18 protein-coding genes are annotated in these 17448 nt (G+C 54.9%); 17 read left to right on the forward strand and 1 reads right to left on the reverse strand.

Annotated elements, in window-relative coordinates; all coding sequences use genetic code 11:
* The first annotated feature begins 26 nt into the window (after positions 1 to 26).
* The 16 genes from HVA01_RS10750 to mgtE all read left to right on the forward strand — a co-directional run bounded on the left by HVA01_RS10750 (position 27) and on the right by mgtE (position 15185).
* Positions 27 to 698, forward strand: coding sequence for an amino acid ABC transporter permease (locus HVA01_RS10750; RefSeq protein WP_146875418.1), 672 nt, complete (start codon positions 27 to 29; stop codon positions 696 to 698).
* 11 nt (positions 699 to 709) lie between these two features.
* On the forward strand, positions 710 to 1468 hold the full coding sequence (locus tag HVA01_RS10755; RefSeq protein ID WP_146875419.1) for an amino acid ABC transporter ATP-binding protein: 759 nt from the start codon (positions 710 to 712) through the stop codon (positions 1466 to 1468).
* 617 nt (positions 1469 to 2085) lie between these two features.
* A complete protein-coding gene (mnmG, locus tag HVA01_RS10760; protein ID WP_146875420.1) occupies positions 2086 to 3990 on the forward strand; it encodes a tRNA uridine-5-carboxymethylaminomethyl(34) synthesis enzyme MnmG in 1905 nt (634 codons plus the stop codon).
* Entirely contained in the window at positions 3987 to 4646 is a 660-nt protein-coding gene (gene rsmG, locus HVA01_RS10765) for a 16S rRNA (guanine(527)-N(7))-methyltransferase RsmG (RefSeq protein ID WP_146875421.1), read from the forward strand. The genes mnmG and rsmG overlap by 4 nt, the downstream gene beginning before the upstream one ends.
* Before the next feature lie 41 nt (positions 4647 to 4687).
* Entirely contained in the window at positions 4688 to 5455 is a 768-nt protein-coding gene (locus HVA01_RS10770) for a ParA family protein (RefSeq protein WP_146875422.1), read from the forward strand.
* A gap of 25 nt (positions 5456 to 5480) precedes the next feature.
* Positions 5481 to 6404: a ParB/RepB/Spo0J family partition protein gene (locus HVA01_RS10775; protein WP_146875423.1), complete on the forward strand. Its 924-nt coding sequence runs from the start codon at positions 5481 to 5483 to the stop codon at positions 6402 to 6404.
* A gap of 229 nt (positions 6405 to 6633) precedes the next feature.
* Entirely contained in the window at positions 6634 to 7029 is a 396-nt protein-coding gene (locus tag HVA01_RS10780) for an ATP synthase subunit I (RefSeq protein WP_146875424.1), read from the forward strand.
* Positions 7030 to 7041: 12 nt separating this feature from the next.
* Positions 7042 to 7869, forward strand: a complete 828-nt coding sequence (gene atpB, locus HVA01_RS10785; protein ID WP_146875425.1) for a F0F1 ATP synthase subunit A — start codon at positions 7042 to 7044, stop codon at positions 7867 to 7869.
* Between the two features lie 64 nt (positions 7870 to 7933).
* Complete coding sequence (atpE, locus tag HVA01_RS10790; RefSeq protein ID WP_007112217.1) at positions 7934 to 8161, forward strand: F0F1 ATP synthase subunit C; 228 nt, start codon at positions 7934 to 7936, stop codon at positions 8159 to 8161.
* A 77-nt stretch (positions 8162 to 8238) separates the two neighbouring features.
* Entirely contained in the window at positions 8239 to 8709 is a 471-nt protein-coding gene (locus HVA01_RS10795) for a F0F1 ATP synthase subunit B (RefSeq protein WP_146875426.1), read from the forward strand.
* Between the two features lie 11 nt (positions 8710 to 8720).
* Entirely contained in the window at positions 8721 to 9257 is a 537-nt protein-coding gene (locus tag HVA01_RS10800) for a F0F1 ATP synthase subunit delta (protein ID WP_146875427.1), read from the forward strand.
* 16 nt (positions 9258 to 9273) lie between these two features.
* The gene (gene atpA / locus HVA01_RS10805; protein WP_146875428.1) at positions 9274 to 10818 is read left to right on the forward strand and encodes a F0F1 ATP synthase subunit alpha; all 1545 of its coding nucleotides are present in this window, start codon (positions 9274 to 9276) and stop codon (positions 10816 to 10818) included.
* Positions 10819 to 10886: 68 nt separating this feature from the next.
* Positions 10887 to 11774 (forward strand): F0F1 ATP synthase subunit gamma, encoded by an 888-nt coding sequence (atpG, locus tag HVA01_RS10810; RefSeq protein ID WP_146875429.1) that lies wholly within the window; start codon positions 10887 to 10889, stop codon positions 11772 to 11774.
* A gap of 73 nt (positions 11775 to 11847) precedes the next feature.
* Positions 11848 to 13227 (forward strand): F0F1 ATP synthase subunit beta, encoded by a 1380-nt coding sequence (gene atpD, locus HVA01_RS10815; protein WP_146875430.1) that lies wholly within the window; start codon positions 11848 to 11850, stop codon positions 13225 to 13227.
* 24 nt (positions 13228 to 13251) lie between these two features.
* Positions 13252 to 13680 (forward strand): F0F1 ATP synthase subunit epsilon, encoded by a 429-nt coding sequence (locus HVA01_RS10820; protein WP_146875431.1) that lies wholly within the window; start codon positions 13252 to 13254, stop codon positions 13678 to 13680.
* A gap of 128 nt (positions 13681 to 13808) precedes the next feature.
* Entirely contained in the window at positions 13809 to 15185 is a 1377-nt protein-coding gene (gene mgtE, locus HVA01_RS10825; protein WP_146875432.1) for a magnesium transporter, read from the forward strand.
* Positions 15186 to 15228: 43 nt separating this feature from the next.
* Here the strand turns inward: mgtE and HVA01_RS10830 are convergent, their stop codons facing one another.
* Positions 15229 to 16422 carry a cation diffusion facilitator family transporter gene (locus tag HVA01_RS10830; protein WP_146875433.1) on the reverse strand — a complete coding sequence of 398 codons (1194 nt, stop codon included), beginning with the start codon at positions 16420 to 16422 and terminating at the stop codon, positions 15229 to 15231.
* A 204-nt stretch (positions 16423 to 16626) separates the two neighbouring features.
* Between HVA01_RS10830 and HVA01_RS10835 the strand changes: the two genes are divergently transcribed.
* Complete coding sequence (locus HVA01_RS10835) at positions 16627 to 17427, forward strand: undecaprenyl-diphosphate phosphatase (RefSeq protein WP_146875434.1); 801 nt, start codon at positions 16627 to 16629, stop codon at positions 17425 to 17427.
* Positions 17428 to 17448 lie beyond the last annotated feature (21 nt).

Raw genomic sequence — 17448 nt, forward strand, 5'->3', positions numbered from 1 at the left:
CTGTTTTTTATTTTAGGAGATTGTGCGTGGAAGTCACCTTTCAGTTTGATTGGTCGGCAGCGTTCGGGTCTATTCCCCATCTATTACCGGGCATCCCCTGGACGCTACTGATCTCGTTTGGCGGCCTCGCCATTGGTTTTTTTATCGGTATTTTCTTTGGTCTATTACGCATTAGCCCACTGCGCTGGTTGCGCTGGCCAGCGATTGTTTACGTTGAAGTCTTCCGCGGTACCCCCATCCTGGTCCAAGTGCTGTTTATTTTTTACGGCTTGCCACAGCTCCTGGGAAGCCCCATTAACGCCCTGGTCGCCGGTATCGCCGCCATTGCCGTCAACTCGGGGGCTTACATCTCTGAAATAGTCCGGGGCGGCGTTCAGTCTATCGAACGCGGCCAGAGCGAGGCCTCGCTCTCGCTAGGACTCTCCCGCACTCAGGCGTTTCGCTATGTCATTTGGCCCCAGGCCTTCCGGCGTATGATCCCCGCATTGGGTAATCAGGGCATTATCAGTATCAAAGACACATCGCTGTTTTCAGTCATTGGCGTTGGTGAATTGGTACGTCAGGGACAAATTTATATCGCCACTACCTTCACCGCCCTTGAGGTCTATTTCATGGTCGCGCTGATGTATCTAGCGATCACCTGGACGCTCTCAATCCTGCTGCGCCAGCTAGAGCGCAGAGGCCTGGCTGGACAATAAGGACACGCGTAATGAACGATACAACGCAGCCAATTGTGCGTATGCAGCAGCTCAATAAGCATTTTGGCAGCCTGCACGTACTCAACAACATCGACCTCGACATTGTGCCTGGCGAAGTGGTCGTAATTATCGGTGCCAGTGGCTCGGGTAAATCGACATTGATCCGCTGTATAAACGGCTTGGAAGAGTTTCAGTCGGGCAATCTGGTCGTCGATAGCAGCGAACTGCTGCCCTATGGAAAGAGCACCCAAGCGCTGCAAAAGATTCGCACCGAAGTGGGTATGGTGTTCCAGCAGTTCAATCTTTTCCCCCATCTCAGTGTGCTCGACAACGTTACCCTAGCCCCCATGAAAGTACGCGGTTTGAGTCGTGATGACGCCATCAGTAGCGGCAAACGCTTGCTTGACCGTGTGGGTATCGCCGACCAAGCCGACAAGTACCCCAGCCATCTCTCAGGCGGCCAGCAGCAGCGTGTGGCGCTAGCCCGCGCATTGGCCATGGAACCGCGCCTTATGCTGTTTGACGAGCCCACATCGGCGCTTGACCCGGAAATGATCGGTGAAGTGCTCGATGCCATGCGCGAGCTGGCCAAAGAGGGCATGACCATGGTGATTGTTACCCATGAAATGGGCTTTGCCCGCGAAGTCGCCGACCGGGTTATTTTTATTCATAAAGGCGAAATTGCTGAACAGGGCCCCCCTGAAAAACTGTTCGATACGCCGCAACATGAGCGCACCCAATCCTTCCTTGCACGGGTACTTAAACACTAAATGTCATCACTTAATCGCCTCGCGTAGACCTGCACTCGGCACCAAAATAATATGTTTGACCCTGCTAAATGGCGTTTTTTACCGGCCTGTCCACGTGACAGGCCATTTTTTTGCCTGTGGATAAACTTTTTTTACTTTGCTCCTCTATACCTCTGTAAGGCCTATCCTGCGAGTCTCTTAGCGTTAGCTCCACATCCCGCCACGGTTGTTCACAGGTGCGGTAACAACCCAGGTACTGGCCGGTGGATAAAAGGTGCTTAACTATCTCTGTGGATAAAGCGCTATTTCATCCACAGGCTTAACCCCCCTTCTACCCAGGCAGTCCCGCTTTCAAACATGTAGAAGTCAACAAAGTAAACTGTTGAAAAAAATAGCAATAAATCGCTTATACACAGAAATTGTCCACCCTAGTAATTACAACATTTACAGAACTTCTTTTAATTTATATTTATGTTGTTATTAATAGAGCCTCTCTGGTGAATCCGGGTGTGGAAAAACCTGACGGTTACCCACAGGGGGTTTATACTGCCCCGCTCATTGATCTACGGTGCTCATGTCTGGAGCTGACTGCACCGGCTCACATCATCCGTGCCGATAGGCACAAGACGAGGTGTCTCTTGAATTACCCCGACCGCTTTGACGTGATTGTCATCGGCGGTGGCCATGCGGGAACTGAAGCCGCACTGGCCTCTGCTCGCATGGGCTGTCAGACCCTGCTGCTCACCCACAACATCGAAACCCTGGGTCAAATGTCGTGTAACCCCGCGATTGGCGGCATCGGCAAAAGCCATTTGGTCAAGGAAATTGATGCGTTGGGCGGCGCCATGGGGCTTGCCACGGATTTAGCCGGTATCCAATTTCGCGTGCTCAATGCCCGCAAGGGACCAGCCGTTCGGGCAACCCGTGCTCAGGCTGACCGTATTCTTTACAAAGCCGCTATCCGTGGCATGTTGGAAAACCAGCCAAATTTAACGCTTTTCCAACAGGCCGCTGGCGATCTCATTGTGGATAACGACACCGTGCGTGGCGTTGTTACGGAAACCGGCATTCGCTTTCACGCCGACAGCGTTGTGTTGAGTACCGGGACGTTTTTAGGTGGCGTGATCCACATTGGCATGGACCAAAGCAAAGGCGGCCGAGCGGGCGACCCGCCTTCCAATGCGCTGGCCGAACGGCTGCGGGCATTACCGTTTCGCGTTGACCGGTTAAAAACCGGCACGCCGCCGCGCATTGATGCCAAAAGCGTTGACTTTTCCCAGATGGAAGAGCAGCCAGGCGATACGCCAACGCCGGTGATGTCCTACCTGGGCTCGCGAGATCGGCACCCCCAGCAGGTCAGCTGCCACATAGCGCATACCAATCAGCAGACCCACGATCTGATTCTGGCAAACCTTGATCGCTCACCGATGTATTCGGGCGTGATCGAAGGGGTTGGGCCGCGCTATTGCCCGTCAATCGAAGACAAAGTTCATCGCTTTGCCGATAAATCCAGCCATCAGGTGTTTATTGAACCCGAAGGCTTAAATACGCACGAGCTGTATCCCAACGGGATCTCGACCTCGCTGCCGTTTGACGTGCAAATTCAGCTGGTGCGCACCATCAAGGGCTTGGAAAACGCCCATATCACCCGGCCTGGCTATGCCATCGAGTACGACTTTTTTGATCCGCGCGACCTAAAACACTCGCTGGAAACCAAATTTATCCACAACTTGTTTTTTGCTGGCCAAATCAACGGGACGACCGGCTACGAAGAAGCCGGCGCCCAGGGCCTGCTAGCCGGCTTGAACGCGGCCCGTCGTGCTCAAGAGCTGGAAGCCTGGTACCCACGCCGTGATGAAGCCTATCTGGGTGTATTGGTCGACGACCTGATTACCATGGGCACCAAAGAGCCCTACCGCATGTTTACTTCCCGTGCGGAGTATCGTTTGCTGCTACGCGAAGACAATGCCGATCTACGCTTGACCGCTGCGGGTCGCGAGCTGGGTCTTGTCGACGACCATCGCTGGGCAGCGTTTAGTCAAAAACGCGAAGCCATCGAGCAAGAAAACGCGCGGCTAAGCACGCTATGGATTCAACCGGGGACCCCAGCCGCCGAAAAAGTGGCTGAAAAAACCGGTGCGCCGCTCACCCGTGAGTATCGTCTGAGCGATCTGCTCAAACGCCCTGAACTGAGTTACCGCGATTTGGCCAATTTGCCGGGCATTGAAGGCAGCCGAGTCAGCGATGAAAATGTCGCTGAGCAAGTGCAAATTCAAGCTAAGTATCAAGGCTATATTGAACGTCAGCAGGATGAGATCGACAAACTCAAACGCCATGAAGCGACGCCCTTGCCGGCAGAGTTGGACTATTTGAAAGTGGAAGGCTTGTCCCACGAAATTCGCCAAAAACTGGCTGAAGCGCGGCCGGAAACCCTCGCTCATGCGGCGCGTATTTCAGGTGTCACGCCAGCGGCGGTTTCGATTTTGCTGGTGCATCTCAAAAAGCGTCGCTTGGTGGCAACGGCTGAGGTCGTTAACGGATGAGCTCGCTTACCGCGCTGATAAAAAGTTTACCTGCGAGCGTTGCGCCACGTCTGGATCAAGGACTTAGCCAATTAGCCTTAAGCGTCAACGGGCATCAGCGCGAACAGCTGCTAGGCTTACTAGCACTGTTGCACAAGTGGAACCGAGCTTATAACCTCACGGCGGTACGCGATATTGACACAATGGTGTCGCGCCATGTGCTGGATAGCGCCGCCGTCATGCCTTTTGTATCAGGGCCTCGCTTACTCGACGTTGGTGCGGGGCCTGGGCTGCCCGGGCTGGTATTGGCTATCTTGGCGCCTGAGCTTGCGGTGACGCTGCTAGACAGCAACGGCAAAAAAGTACGCTTCCAGCGCCAGGCTGTAATGGAGCTAGGGCTTGAAAACGTGACCCCCGTTCAGGCACGGGTGGAACAGTTTGCAGCGGCCGGTTTTGATCAGCTAATTTCCCGGGCGTTTGCCAGCCTGGTGGATTTTGTCACGCTTACCCGTAAACTACCCGCCGACAACGGCCAATGGCTTGCCATGAAGGGACCGGGAGCGGACGACGAACTGCACGATCTACCCCCGGGTATTCAATTACACGCGCGTCATCTGCTGGCAGTTCCCTTTGAAACTGCTCAGCGGCAACTGTTGGTTCTGAATGTTGAAAGCTGAATGTTGAACGTTGATTCTGACCCCAGGAAGGAGTTGAGTAAGTGAGCCAGATCATTGCCCTGACCAACCAAAAAGGCGGCGTGGGCAAAACCACCTCGGCCGTTAACCTGGCGGCCAGTCTCGCAACGCTCGACCGTCGCGTGCTGTTAGTCGATCTTGACCCCCAAGGCCATGCCAGTATGGGCAGCGGCATCGACAAATATGCGCTCGGTAAAAGTGTGCTGGATGTGTTGCTGGGCGAAGCAACGGCCGCTGAGGCCATTGTCAAAAAGCTGGCGGTAAAGTACGACGTGTTGCCCGGTAACGGTGATCTTACTGCCGCCGAAGTTGAGCTTTTAGACCGCGACAAAAGCGAGAGCTGCTTAACCACCGCGCTTGCGTCGGTGGCCAATGAGTATGACGTGGTGTTAATTGACTGCCCACCGTCGTTGAATATGCTCACCGTCAACGCTCTGGCGGCGTCCGACAGCGTGTTAATCCCGTTGCAGTGCGAGTTTTACGCGCTAGAGGGGTTATCGGCACTGCTTGATACCGTCGAGCAGATTAAGCAAAACGTGAACCCTGACCTCGCCATTGCGGGTATTTTGCGCACCATGTACGACAAGCGCACCAGCTTAACGCGGGAAATCGACAAACAGTTGCGCGACTACTTCGGTGAAATCTTGTTAAAAACCACGATTCCACGCAACGTTAAAGTCGCCGAAGCGCCGAGTCATGGGTTACCCGTGACGCAATACGCGCGCTTCTCACGAGGCAGCCAGGCCTATCGTGTGCTGGCAAAAGAGATGATTCGTCGTCTTTCACTGTAACGCTGTCAACAATGAGGGAAAGCGAATGACGCGTAAACCTGCGCTGGGACGTGGCCTGGATGCCCTGATTGGTGCCGGTGCCCGTCGCCGTGACAGCTTAGAACCTGCCGGTAGCGACGCGCCTTTAGAGCCCGCAATGCCCGGCGACGCTTCCGGCGAAGCCGTTGAAGATCGCCTTGAACGTGTGCCGTTAGGCCAACTGACCCGCGGTAAATACCAGCCGCGCCGTGATATTCAGCCCGAAGCGCTAGAAGAGCTGGCGGACTCCATTCGTGCCCAGGGCGTGATGCAGCCTATCGTGGTGCGCCCGATCGGCGTGGATCGTTACGAAATCATTGCCGGTGAACGCCGCTGGCGTGCCGCCCAGCTAGCGGAATTAGACGTCATTCCTGCCGTCATCCGCGAAGTCAGCGATGAAGTGGCGTTAGCGCTGGCGCTGATCGAAAATATTCAGCGTGAAAACCTCAATGCGATTGAAGAAGCCATGGCGCTTAAACGCCTGGGTGACGAATTTGCATTGACTCAGCAGCAGATTGCCGATGCGGTGGGCAAATCGCGTACCCAGGTAGCTAATTTGCTGCGCCTGCTGGCGCTCGACCCCGAAGTGCAAACCCTGCTTGAACGCGGTGATCTGGATATGGGCCACGCGCGGGCGTTGTTAACGCTCAACAGCGCCCAGCAACGTCAGGTAGCGCATGAAGTGGTCAATAACGATATGACCGTGCGCGCTACCGAAGCGCTGGTCAAAAAGGTACAAACCGGCCAAGCGCCAACCAAACCGCCTAGCCGACAAGCGAAAGTCGCCGATGTAGCCAAACTGGAAACCCATCTTGGCGAATTGCTCGGCGCACCGGTCTCCATCGATCACGGTCAAAAAGGTAAGGGCAAGCTAACCATACGTTATACAAGCCTTGAAGAACTTGACGGCATTTTAAGCCACATTAAATAGCAGGCTATGCATTATCGCGTAAGAAGAGCGCAGGTTTTCCCTCTTTGGTCGCAAATCGCTCCTTAAGTGGGCAAAATCGAAGCGACTCCGGTTGAAGGTCTGATACCGCTTCCCTATAATCGCGCAAGATTTGAATCGCGCAATATTTGTGCTGGTTGCCCGAGTTTGTCGAATACTAGCGTGGCGTAATTGGTTTTCATCAGTGAGGCTGGGTAGTTGCCCAATAGCGATGCAGCGATACGAAACCCAGCGACGCAGAGCCTATATCGTTCGGCTGACCATCGCCCAGTTAGCCATTGCGTTAATAGGGATGGTAATCGGCTATGTAGGGGCGCAAATGTCGGGCGTACTGTCCGTGTTGCTGGGTGCCTTAGTGGCATTGCTGCCTCAGGCTTTTTTTATCCAGCGAATGGGCGTTTTTCGCGCTAAACGCGGCCACCAAGGCGCGATGCACTTATTTCGCGCTGAAGCAGGCAAGTTTGGTTTGACGGTGGCACTGTTTGTTGCAGTGTTTGTGGTAGTGCCTCCCTCAAACCCCGCTTTATTTTTTTATGCTTATGTCGCGGTTGTTCTAACGCATTGGCTGACGCCTTGGTTAATGCCTAGAAATCGCACAACTGATTGAGGTGACATCTCCATGGCCGCAGGAAACGAAGTCTCATCGACTTACTATATCCAGCACCACTTGCAGAATTTGACCTTTGGCAACCATCCGGAAAATGGCTGGTCACTGGCGCACTCTGCTGAAGAAGCCCGCGAAATGGGTTTCTGGGCGATTCACTTAGACACCATGGGCTGGTCGATTGCCATGGGGCTGCTGTTTATTTGGGTGTTCCGTAAAGCCGGTAAAATAGCCACCACGGGCGTCCCCGGCGGGCTACAAAACGCGGTAGAGATGGTGGTCGAATTTGTCGAGAACCTTACTCGAGCGACGTTCCACGGCAAAAACGCAATGATTGCACCATTGGCGTTGACACTGTTTGTGTGGATTTTGCTGATGAACTCGCTGAAGATCATTCCAGTGGATTATTTTCCTGAGCTGTTCGCCAAGCTTGGCGTCGACTATATGAAAATTGTCCCCACGACTGACCCCAATGCGACCATGGGTATGGCGTTAGGTGTGTTCTGTCTGATTATTTATTACAGCATCAAGGTGAAAGGCGCCGGCGGTTTTGCCAAAGAAATCTCGTTGACACCGTTCAATCATTGGGCGCTAATCCCTTTCAATCTGATACTCGAAATTGTTGGCTTACTGGTGAAGCCACTGGGCCTTGGCTTACGTCTGTTCGGTAACATGTTCGCGGGTGAAGTGATCTTCATTTTGATCTCGCTGCTACCGTTCTGGGCTATTTGGATCTTGGATGTGCCATGGGCCATCTTCCACATCTTGGTGGTCACCCTGCAGGCCTTCATTTTTACAACGCTGTCGGTTGTCTATCTGAGCGCTGCGCACGAACACCATTAACCTAGCAATAACGTTTTCATTAACCCTCAACCCTTAACCAAAACTTAAACTCAGGAGCTTCATCATGGAAATGGTTTATCTTTCAGCTGCCATCATCATTGGTCTGGGCGCATTGGCTACCGGCATTGGCTTTGCTCTGTTGGGCGGCAAACTGCTTGAGTCCACCGCGCGTCAGCCGGAATTGGGTGACCAACTGCAAACCAAGACCTTTATCATGGCCGGCCTGTTGGACGCCGTACCGATGATCGGTGTTGGTATTGCGATGTACCTGATTTTCGTTGTTGCCGGTTAATGACTGCTTAACCGGGCGGCTTTCCGCTCGGTTTTGTTTCACTCCGGTCGCCACGAACTTGTCAGAGGTACGTTCCTGTGAATATCAACATGACGCTAATCGGGCAGACGATCGCCTTCGCGATCTTTGTCTGGTTTTGCACAAAGTATGTGTGGCCTCCGATCAGCAACGCGCTTCATGAGCGTCAAAAGAAAATTGCTGATGGCTTGGACGCAGCCAGCCGCGCTACCCGCGACCTTGAGCTTGCTCAAGAGCGGGCAGACCAAACGCTGCGTGAAAGCAAGGAGCAAGCTTCACAAATTCTTGAGCAAGCCAACAAACGCTCTGCCCAGATGATTGAAGAAGCCCGCGAGCAAGCCCGCGCCGAAGGCGAACGGCTAGTCGCCAGCGCACGTTCCGAGATCGAGCAAGAAGTCAATCGTGCCAAAGACGAGCTTCGTGCCCAGGTCTCTTCCCTGGCTGTTTTGGGTGCCGAGCGTGTTCTTGAGGCGTCGGTCGACGAACAAGCCCATCGCAAGTTACTCGATGAGCTTGCCGCTGAACTGTAAGGAGGTGAACCATGGCGGAATTACTGACCGTCGCTCGTCCTTACGCTAAGGCGGCGTTTGAATACGCGCGTGATAATGATGCGCTTGATAGCTGGTCACAGGCGCTGAGCTTTTTAAGCTTTGCGGTCGTTGACAGCGATGTTCGTCGTTTGCTGAGCAGTCCAAAACTTGAAAACGCCAAGAAAGTGTCCCTGCTTGCCGATATGACGCCAGGCGAGCAGGACGACGCTTTGCAGCGTTTTTTAAACGTTCTGGCAGACCAAGGTCGGCTGATGTCATTGGCCTCAATCGCTGTGCAGTACGAGCACCTACGTGCCGAGCACGAGCAGCGTGTTGAAGTGAATGTCACCTCCGCTTACAAACTAGACAGTAAGCAGAAGACCAAGCTCGCAAAGGCGCTCAAGAAACGTCTGAATCGCGAAATCTCCATTACTACTCAGGTGGACAAGTCGCTTATTGGTGGCGTCATCCTACGTGCTGGCGACACCGTCATTGACGGGTCGGTACGTGGTCGATTGAACCGCCTTTCCGAAGCGCTAACCGCTTGAGTCTGAGGGACATGGCATGCAGCAACTGAATCCTTCCGAGATCAGCGACATCATCAAGCAGCGAATTGAAAAGCTTGACGTCGCATCCGAAGCCCGTAATCAGGGCACCATCGTCACTGTTTCCGACGGTATCGTGAAAATTCACGGCCTCGAAGACGCGATGTTTGGTGAAATGATTGAATTCCCCAACAGCGTTTTTGGCATGGTGCTCAACCTGGAGCGCGACTCCGTGGGTGCCGTCGTGCTGGGCGACTACCTGCTGCTTGAAGAAGGCATGACCGCCAAGTGTACCGGTCGCATTCTTGAAGTACCGGTAGGCCCTGAGCTGATTGGTCGTGTTGTCGACGCGCTGGGTAACCCTATCGACGGCAAGGGCGATATTAACGCCAAAATGACGGATGCTGTCGAGAAAGTAGCGCCGGGCGTTATCACCCGCCAATCCGTTGATGAGCCGATTCAAACTGGTCTGAAATCGATCGACGCCATGGTGCCGATCGGCCGTGGTCAGCGTGAGCTGATCATCGGTGACCGTCAGATTGGTAAGTCCGCGATTGCCATTGATGCGATCATCAACCAGAAAGGCAAAGGCGTGACCTGTGTCTACGTGGCGATTGGTCAGAAGCAATCGACCATTGCCAACGTGGTGCGCAAGCTCGAAGAGCATGGCGCCATGGAGCACACTATCGTCGTCGCCGCTGGCGCCGCCGACCCGGCGCCGATGCAGTTCCTGGCTGCTTATTCCGGCTGCACCATGGGCGAATACTTCCGCGACCGTGGCGAAGACGCGTTGATTGTCTATGACGATCTTTCCAAGCAGGCCGTTGCCTACCGTCAGGTATCGCTGCTGCTGCGTCGTCCGCCGGGCCGTGAAGCCTACCCCGGTGACGTCTTCTACCTCCACTCGCGTCTACTTGAGCGTGCGGCAAGGGTTAACGTCGACTACGTTGAAAAGTTCACCAACGGCGAAGTGAAAGGCAAAACCGGTTCCCTGACCGCGCTGCCGATCATCGAAACCCAGGGTGGCGACGTTTCCGCGTTCGTTCCGACCAACGTGATCTCGATCACCGACGGTCAGATCTTCCTGGAAACCAACCTGTTTAACTCGGGTATTCGCCCGGCGATTAACGCCGGTCTATCGGTTTCCCGTGTGGGTGGTTCGGCGCAGACCAAAATCATCAAAAAGCTGGGTGGTAGCGTACGTCTGGCCCTGGCTCAGTACCGTGAACTGGCGGCGTTCTCGCAGTTTGCCTCTGATCTGGATGAAGCCACGCGCAAGCAGCTAGAGCATGGGCAGCGTGTCACCGAGCTAATGAAACAGAACCAGTACTCGCCGATGTCGATAGCCGAGATGGCGCTCTCGCTGTATGCCGCCAACGAAGGCTTCCTGGATGATGTCGATGTCAACAAAGTGTTGGACTTCGAGCGTGCGCTGCACGACTACATGAAGTCAGAACACGCTGATCTGCTCGACAAGATCAACCAGAGCGGCGACTACAACGGTGAGATCCAGGACAGCTTGAAGTCGGGTCTCGAGCAGTTCAAGGCGACTCAGAGCTGGTAATCGCTAGCCCGCCTGTGATGGGCGGGTTTGCATGCTTTCTGAGAGCCACGAACGAAGGGTAGATCGCAATGGCAGCTGCAAAAGAGATACGCACCCAGATCGGGAGCATTAAAAATACGCAGAAAATCACCAGCGCCATGGAAATGGTCGCTGCGTCGAAAATGCGTAAAGCGCAAGATCTGATGAGAGCGAGTCAGCCTTACGCTCGCCAGATCCGCAATGTGGTGGGCCACATCGCCGACGCCAACCCCGAGTATAAGCACGACTATATGGTCGAGCGTAGCGAGGTGAAGCGCGTTGGTTACATCGTGGTCTCCACCGACCGCGGTCTGTGCGGTGGTTTGAATCACAACCTGTTTAAAGCCTTACTCAAAGAGGCCAGCGAGTGGAAAAAGCAGGGCGCAGAGCAAGATTTTTGCGCGCTTGGCGCCAAGGCCAGTACCTTTTTCCGCAACTACGGTGGCAACTTGGTAGCGGCGAAAAGTGGGTTAGGCGAAAAGCCCACCGTTGATGGCTTGATCGGCAGTATTAAGGTCATGCTCGACGCGTACGATGAAGGACGTCTCGATCGGCTTTACGTGGTGCACAATGAGTTTGTGAATACCATGACGCAAAAGCCAGTCGTTCGTCAGCTTCTTCCGCTGTCGCCTGATATGGGCGCCGACGCCGAGCAAGACGACGAAAACGCCCGTCCCGGAAGTTGGGACTACCTGTATGAACCGGATGCCAAGGCGTTGCTTGATAGCCTGTTGGTTCGCTTCATCGAATCGCAGGTGTATCAGGCGGTAGTGGAAAACGGCGCTTGCGAACAAGCCGCCCGAATGATCGCTATGAAAAGTGCCACTGACAACGCAGGCGGCCTGATCGACGATCTGGAGATGGTGTATAACAAGGCCCGCCAGGCCGCCATCACCCAGGAAATTTCTGAGATCGTCGGCGGCGCTGCTGCCGTATAACGCCTAGAGAGCCCGGTAAACATCGGACTCTCGGCTGACAGGTTTCATTTGCAGGTTTTAGAGAGGAACCAAGATGAGCGGACGTATCGTACAAATCATCGGCGCGGTGATTGACGTAGAGTTTCCGCGGGACTCTGTGCCCAAGGTCTACGACGCGCTAAAAGTCTCTGATGTAGAGACCATCCTCGAAGTCCAGCAACAGCTGGGCGACGGTGTGGTGCGCACCATCGCTATGGGCTCCACCGAGGGCTTGAAGCGTAGCATGGACGTAACCAGCACAGGTGCTGCGATTTCGGTACCCGTGGGTAAAGCCACGCTGGGCCGTATCATGAACGTACTCGGTGAGCCCATCGATGAAGCGGGCGACATCGGCGAAGACGAACGCATGCCGATTCACCGTAAAGCACCGGGCTATGCCGACCAGGCAGCATCGGAAGAGCTGCTGGAAACCGGTATCAAGGTGATCGACCTGGTTTGCCCGTTTGCCAAGGGCGGTAAGGTGGGTCTGTTCGGCGGTGCGGGTGTGGGTAAAACCGTCAATATGATGGAGCTTATCCGCAACATCGCCACCGAGCACAGCGGCTACTCCGTGTTTGCGGGTGTCGGTGAGCGTACCCGTGAGGGTAACGATTTCTATCATGAAATGACCGAATCCAACGTTATCGATAAGGTATCGCTGGTTTACGGCCAGATGAACGAGCCGCCGGGTAACCGTCTGCGCGTTGCACTGACCGGCCTGACTATCGCGGAGAAATTCCGTGATGAAGGCCGCGACGTGCTGCTGTTCGTCGATAACATCTACCGCTACACCCTGGCCGGTACCGAAGTGTCCGCCCTGTTGGGTCGTATGCCGTCAGCGGTAGGTTATCAGCCGACGTTAGCCGAAGAGATGGGCGTTCTGCAGGAGCGTATCACCTCGACCAAAACCGGCTCGATCACCTCCGTACAGGCCGTATACGTGCCCGCGGATGACTTGACCGACCCGTCGCCGGCGACCACCTTCTCGCACCTGGATGCCACCGTGGTGTTGGCGCGTTCTATCGCCGAACTGGGTATCTACCCGGCGATTGACCCGCTGGACTCCACCTCGCGTCAGCTGGATCCGCTGGTCGTCGGTGAAGAGCACTACAACACCGCGCGCGGTGTGCAGAACGTGCTTCAGCGCTACAAAGAGCTCAAGGATATTATCGCCATTCTGGGTATGGACGAGCTGTCCGATGAAGACAAGCTGTCCGTTTACCGAGCGCGTAAAATCCAGCGCTTCTTGTCGCAGCCGTTCTTCGTGGCTGAGGTATTCACCGGTTCTCCCGGTAAGTATGTCTCACTGAAAGACACCATCAGTGGCTTCCAGGGCATTCTTGCCGGCGAATACGACGATATGCCGGAACAGGCCTTCTACATGGTCGGCTCCATCGACGAAGCCGTCGAGAAAGCCAACCAGATGAAGAAGTAATCCCGTCCATTAGGGGGATTCGCTATGGCGAATAGCTTCACTTGCAATATCGTCAGCGCTGAAGCATCTATCTTCTCAGGTACCGTTGAGCAGGTGATTGCTTCCGGAATGATGGGTGACCTGGGCATTTTGCCGGGTCACGCCCCGTTGCTGACCGAGCTTCAGCCGGGTCCGGTCCGCGTGATTTTTGATGACGGCAAGGAAGAAAACTTCTTTGTCTCGGGTGGCTTCATGGAAGTTCAGCCGAACGTGGTGACGATTCTGGCCGACGCGGCGTCGCGTGCCAGCGACCTCAATGAGGCCGCGGCCGAAGAAGCGCGTGAGCAGGCGCTGCAAGCCTTTAACGATAAGTCGGCAGAGCTGGACTATTCCCGCGCTGCTTCAGAACTTGCCGAAGCCGTTGCCCAGCTGCGAACGATTCAGCAGCTGCGCAAGAAGGCGGGTAAAGGCTAATACTCACACGATTGGCGTGTGTCCGACGCCCCTTAAACCCGCATCAGGGTTTAAGGGGCGTTTTTTTTGTCTGGTAATAGGATGGTTTAAGTTGGCAGCACAACGCTTGCCAGCGTGAAGGGGGAGCCATGGCGCTAAAGGATGAACACTTACAGCAATTAAAAGCTGAACTGCTCGACGAACTGGGCAAGGTAACACCGAGTAGAACGCTGCTGTCTTTACGTTTAGCCGAAACCCGCTCAGCGGATATCGGTGAAGTGCTCGAAGAGATGATCGAAGACGACGAAGAGCTGCCTTCGGCGCTCTCGCTGCTGGATATCCTCTCTGCCGAGCGGGCCGCTAACGTGCTGGGCTATTTGCCCGGTGAAAGTCAGCTTGAGGTGGTCGGGAAGCTGGATGACAGCCAAGTGCTCAAGCTGCTGGAAGAAATGGGCTCGGACGAGCGCGCTGACCTGTTTAATCTACTCAGTGAAGATCGCCGCGAAGCGCTGCTACGGCGTATGGCTCACCGCGAGCGCGAAGACCTCAAGCGGCTTGCCAGCTACGAAGAGGGGACCGCAGGCGCCATTATGACCTCTGACTATGTAGCCATAGCCAGTGGCATGACGGTGTCACAAGCGATGATGCGGGTACGCCAAACCGCGCCCGATGCGGAAACGGTTTACCAGCTGTATATCTTGGATAACGATGGGCAATTGATCGGCACCATGTCGTTGCGTCAACTGATGGTGGCGCGCCCCGGGGCCATTGTTGATGACATCATGATCAAAGATGTGATTAGCACGCGGGTCGATAACGCCCAGGAAGAGGTCGCCCGTATTGTTGCGCGTTACGACCTGCTGGCGGTGCCAGTGATTGATGCGGATGACCGTATGGTGGGGATTGTGACCCACGATGACGCCATGGACGTGGCTGAATCTGAGGCCACCGAGGATTTCCACAAAGGGATGTCAATCGGCCAGCTAGAAGATGGCGTTAGCCGTGTAAGGCTGTGGAGCCTTTATCGCAAGCGGGTGTTTTGGCTGGTACTGCTGGTATTTGCCAACCTGTTTTCAGGCGCCGGGATTGCCTACTTTGAAGAAACCATCGCCGCCCAGGTAGCGCTGGTGTTCTTCTTACCACTGCTGATCGGCAGCGGCGGTAACGCCGGGGCTCAGGCTGCCACGCTGATGGTGCGCGGTATGGCGACCGGTGACGTGGGGGGCAAAGACTGGGGAAAACTGCTTGGCCGAGAGCTGCTCGTGGCGGGCTCGCTGGGCATCACCATGGCCATTGCTGTGACGCCTATCGGGATTATGCGCGGCGGCGAGGCGCTGGCGATGGTGGTTGCTTTGAGCATGGTCACCATCGTGCTGTTTGGTAGCCTGCTGGGGATGTGCCTGCCGTTTGTGCTGGAACGTTTCAAAGTTGACCCTGCGACAGCCTCGGCACCGCTGGTGACAACGCTCATCGACGCCTCAGGGGTGTTGATCTACTTCAGTATCGCCACGCTGCTGCTGTCCTGAACAGCCGTGTGGCGCTCAAGTGAACAAGCAACTAATTGAAGCGCTAGCGCATTGAGCTACTGGCGGCGCGGGTAATAAACAGCACTTCGACATGTCCGAGCCACTCGATATCGCTAGCCAGCGCTTTTAGCTGGCTGGCCAGGCACTGGGGCGGCTGATGTACTGCGTCGTCAATGATCAGTGATACCGAGACCTTATCGTCCAAGTAGTGCAGCTGAAGCTCGTTCAGCGTGCGCCACACCGGGTGTTTGTACCAGCGGGCATCCAGGGCTGCTTCCACTTCTGGGCGCAGCGGCAAGCCAGGGAAACGGCTGGGATCGCCCGCACCGGCGTCATCTTCGGGGTCCACGTGGAAGATAACGTCGGTGAGCGCAGGGAATTCGTGGCGCAGGCGGCGGCTGACTTCATTGCCAATTTCGTGGGCTTCCGAGACGGTTATTTTCGGCCCTACGACCACGTGTAGGTCGACCATGACCCAGCCCGCCGACTGGCGCGTACGCAGATCGTGCACGCTGTCCACACCCGGTACGCTGCAGGCCACATCGTGCATCTGATCCTGTACATCTTCCGGCAGTGCGGTATCGACCAGCTCGCGAGCAGACTCCCAAAGCAAATCCAAACCTACCTTGCCGACCAACAAGCCCACGATAATGGCGGCCACGGCATCCAGCCAGCCTAAACCAAACTGAGCGCCCACCAACGCCACCAGCACCACGGCAGTGGAGAGCGCATCGCTGCGTGAATGCCAGGCGTTGGCTTCGAGTAATTTAGACTTAACTCGCTTGGCAACGCGCATGGTGTAGCGGAATATCCACTCTTTGCTAAACAGCGCGATGACGGTAATGACAATTGCCAGCAGCCCCGGTGCATTGACCTCAGTGCCGCTAAACAAGCGGTCCAGGCTCGACCAGGCAATACCGCCTGCGACGAAGATCAGTATGCTTCCCAGCAGCAGCGTGGTGAGGGTTTCGATGCGTCCATGACCATAGTGATGGTCTTTGTCGGGCTCTTGGCGTCCGTAATGAATGGCCGTCAGCACGAAGCCATCGGTGATTAAATCAGACAGGGAGTGAATGCCGTCGGCGATTAGCGCCGCAGAGCCGACCATAAACCCGATGGTCACTTTGACGATGCTCAGCAATCCATCCAGCCAAGCGCCAACGTAGGTGACACGCTTAGCCTCTTGGCTAAGTCGCGCCTGATCTTGAACCACTGGGGTTTCGATGGTCTGAGTCATGGGTACCTTGCAAGGACGCACGCTTTCATTAGGGGGTCATTGTAGCGCACTCCACTGGCTCGCCTATAGTCTCGGCTTGCGATCGTGGCGTAAAACACTGCTTTATTAGCGTTAATGCAGCGAAGGGCGGACAAAAAATGAGTGGATGTGTATCCTTAAGCGCCATTACAAACGAATACATTAACCTTACATACGGGATTACCTATGGATTGGCTCCAGGTGGTGGTGTTAGCGGTTGTTCAGGGGTTAACTGAATTTTTGCCCATTTCAAGTTCTGCCCACCTGATTTTGGTGCCAGTGTTAACTGCCTGGGAAGATCAAGGACTGGCATTCGATGTTGCTCTGCATTTAGGTAGTTTGTCTGCTGTGGTGATCTATTTCCGACAGGAAATATGGCAAATGATGACCAGTAGCCTTGCTGCAATTAGAGGTAAAGGTGTCGATAAGGATGCACGACTAGGGTTCTGGGTTGTCTTGGCGACCATTCCTGTGTGCCTGATCGGGTTTTTAATCCAGAATATAATTGCCGATCAGATGCGTTCTACCTTGATTATCGGCATCAGCCTGATTGGCTTCGGTCTACTGTTAGGGTATGCAGACTGGCGTATGCGGGGCACGCGTAGCGAATACCAATTGCGCTTAAAAGATGTGCTAATTATTGGTGGTGCTCAGGCGCTGGCACTCATTCCAGGCACCTCGCGCTCAGGAATCACTATGACAGCGGCGCTGCTGATAGGCATGAGCCGTGAAGGGGCTGCACGTTTTTCATTTTTACTTTCGATTCCGGTGATTGTCCTGGCCGGTGGCTTAGAAGCGGTGAAGTTGTTGCAGGTGCCGCAGTCGATCGACTGGCTAGCGATGCTGGCAGGAACGCTGCTGTCAGGCTTCAGCGCGTATGTATGTATTCACTACTTCTTAGTGGTCATTAAAAAACTGGGTATGCAGCCCTTTGTTATTTATCGCGTGCTATTCGGCGCCTGGCTGCTGTGGTTCTTTCATTTTTAAGGGCTTTTTTAGGACAACGTA

This window comes from Halovibrio variabilis (assembly GCF_007991175.1).
Taxonomy (GTDB): Bacteria; Pseudomonadota; Gammaproteobacteria; order Pseudomonadales; family Halomonadaceae; genus Vreelandella; species Vreelandella variabilis.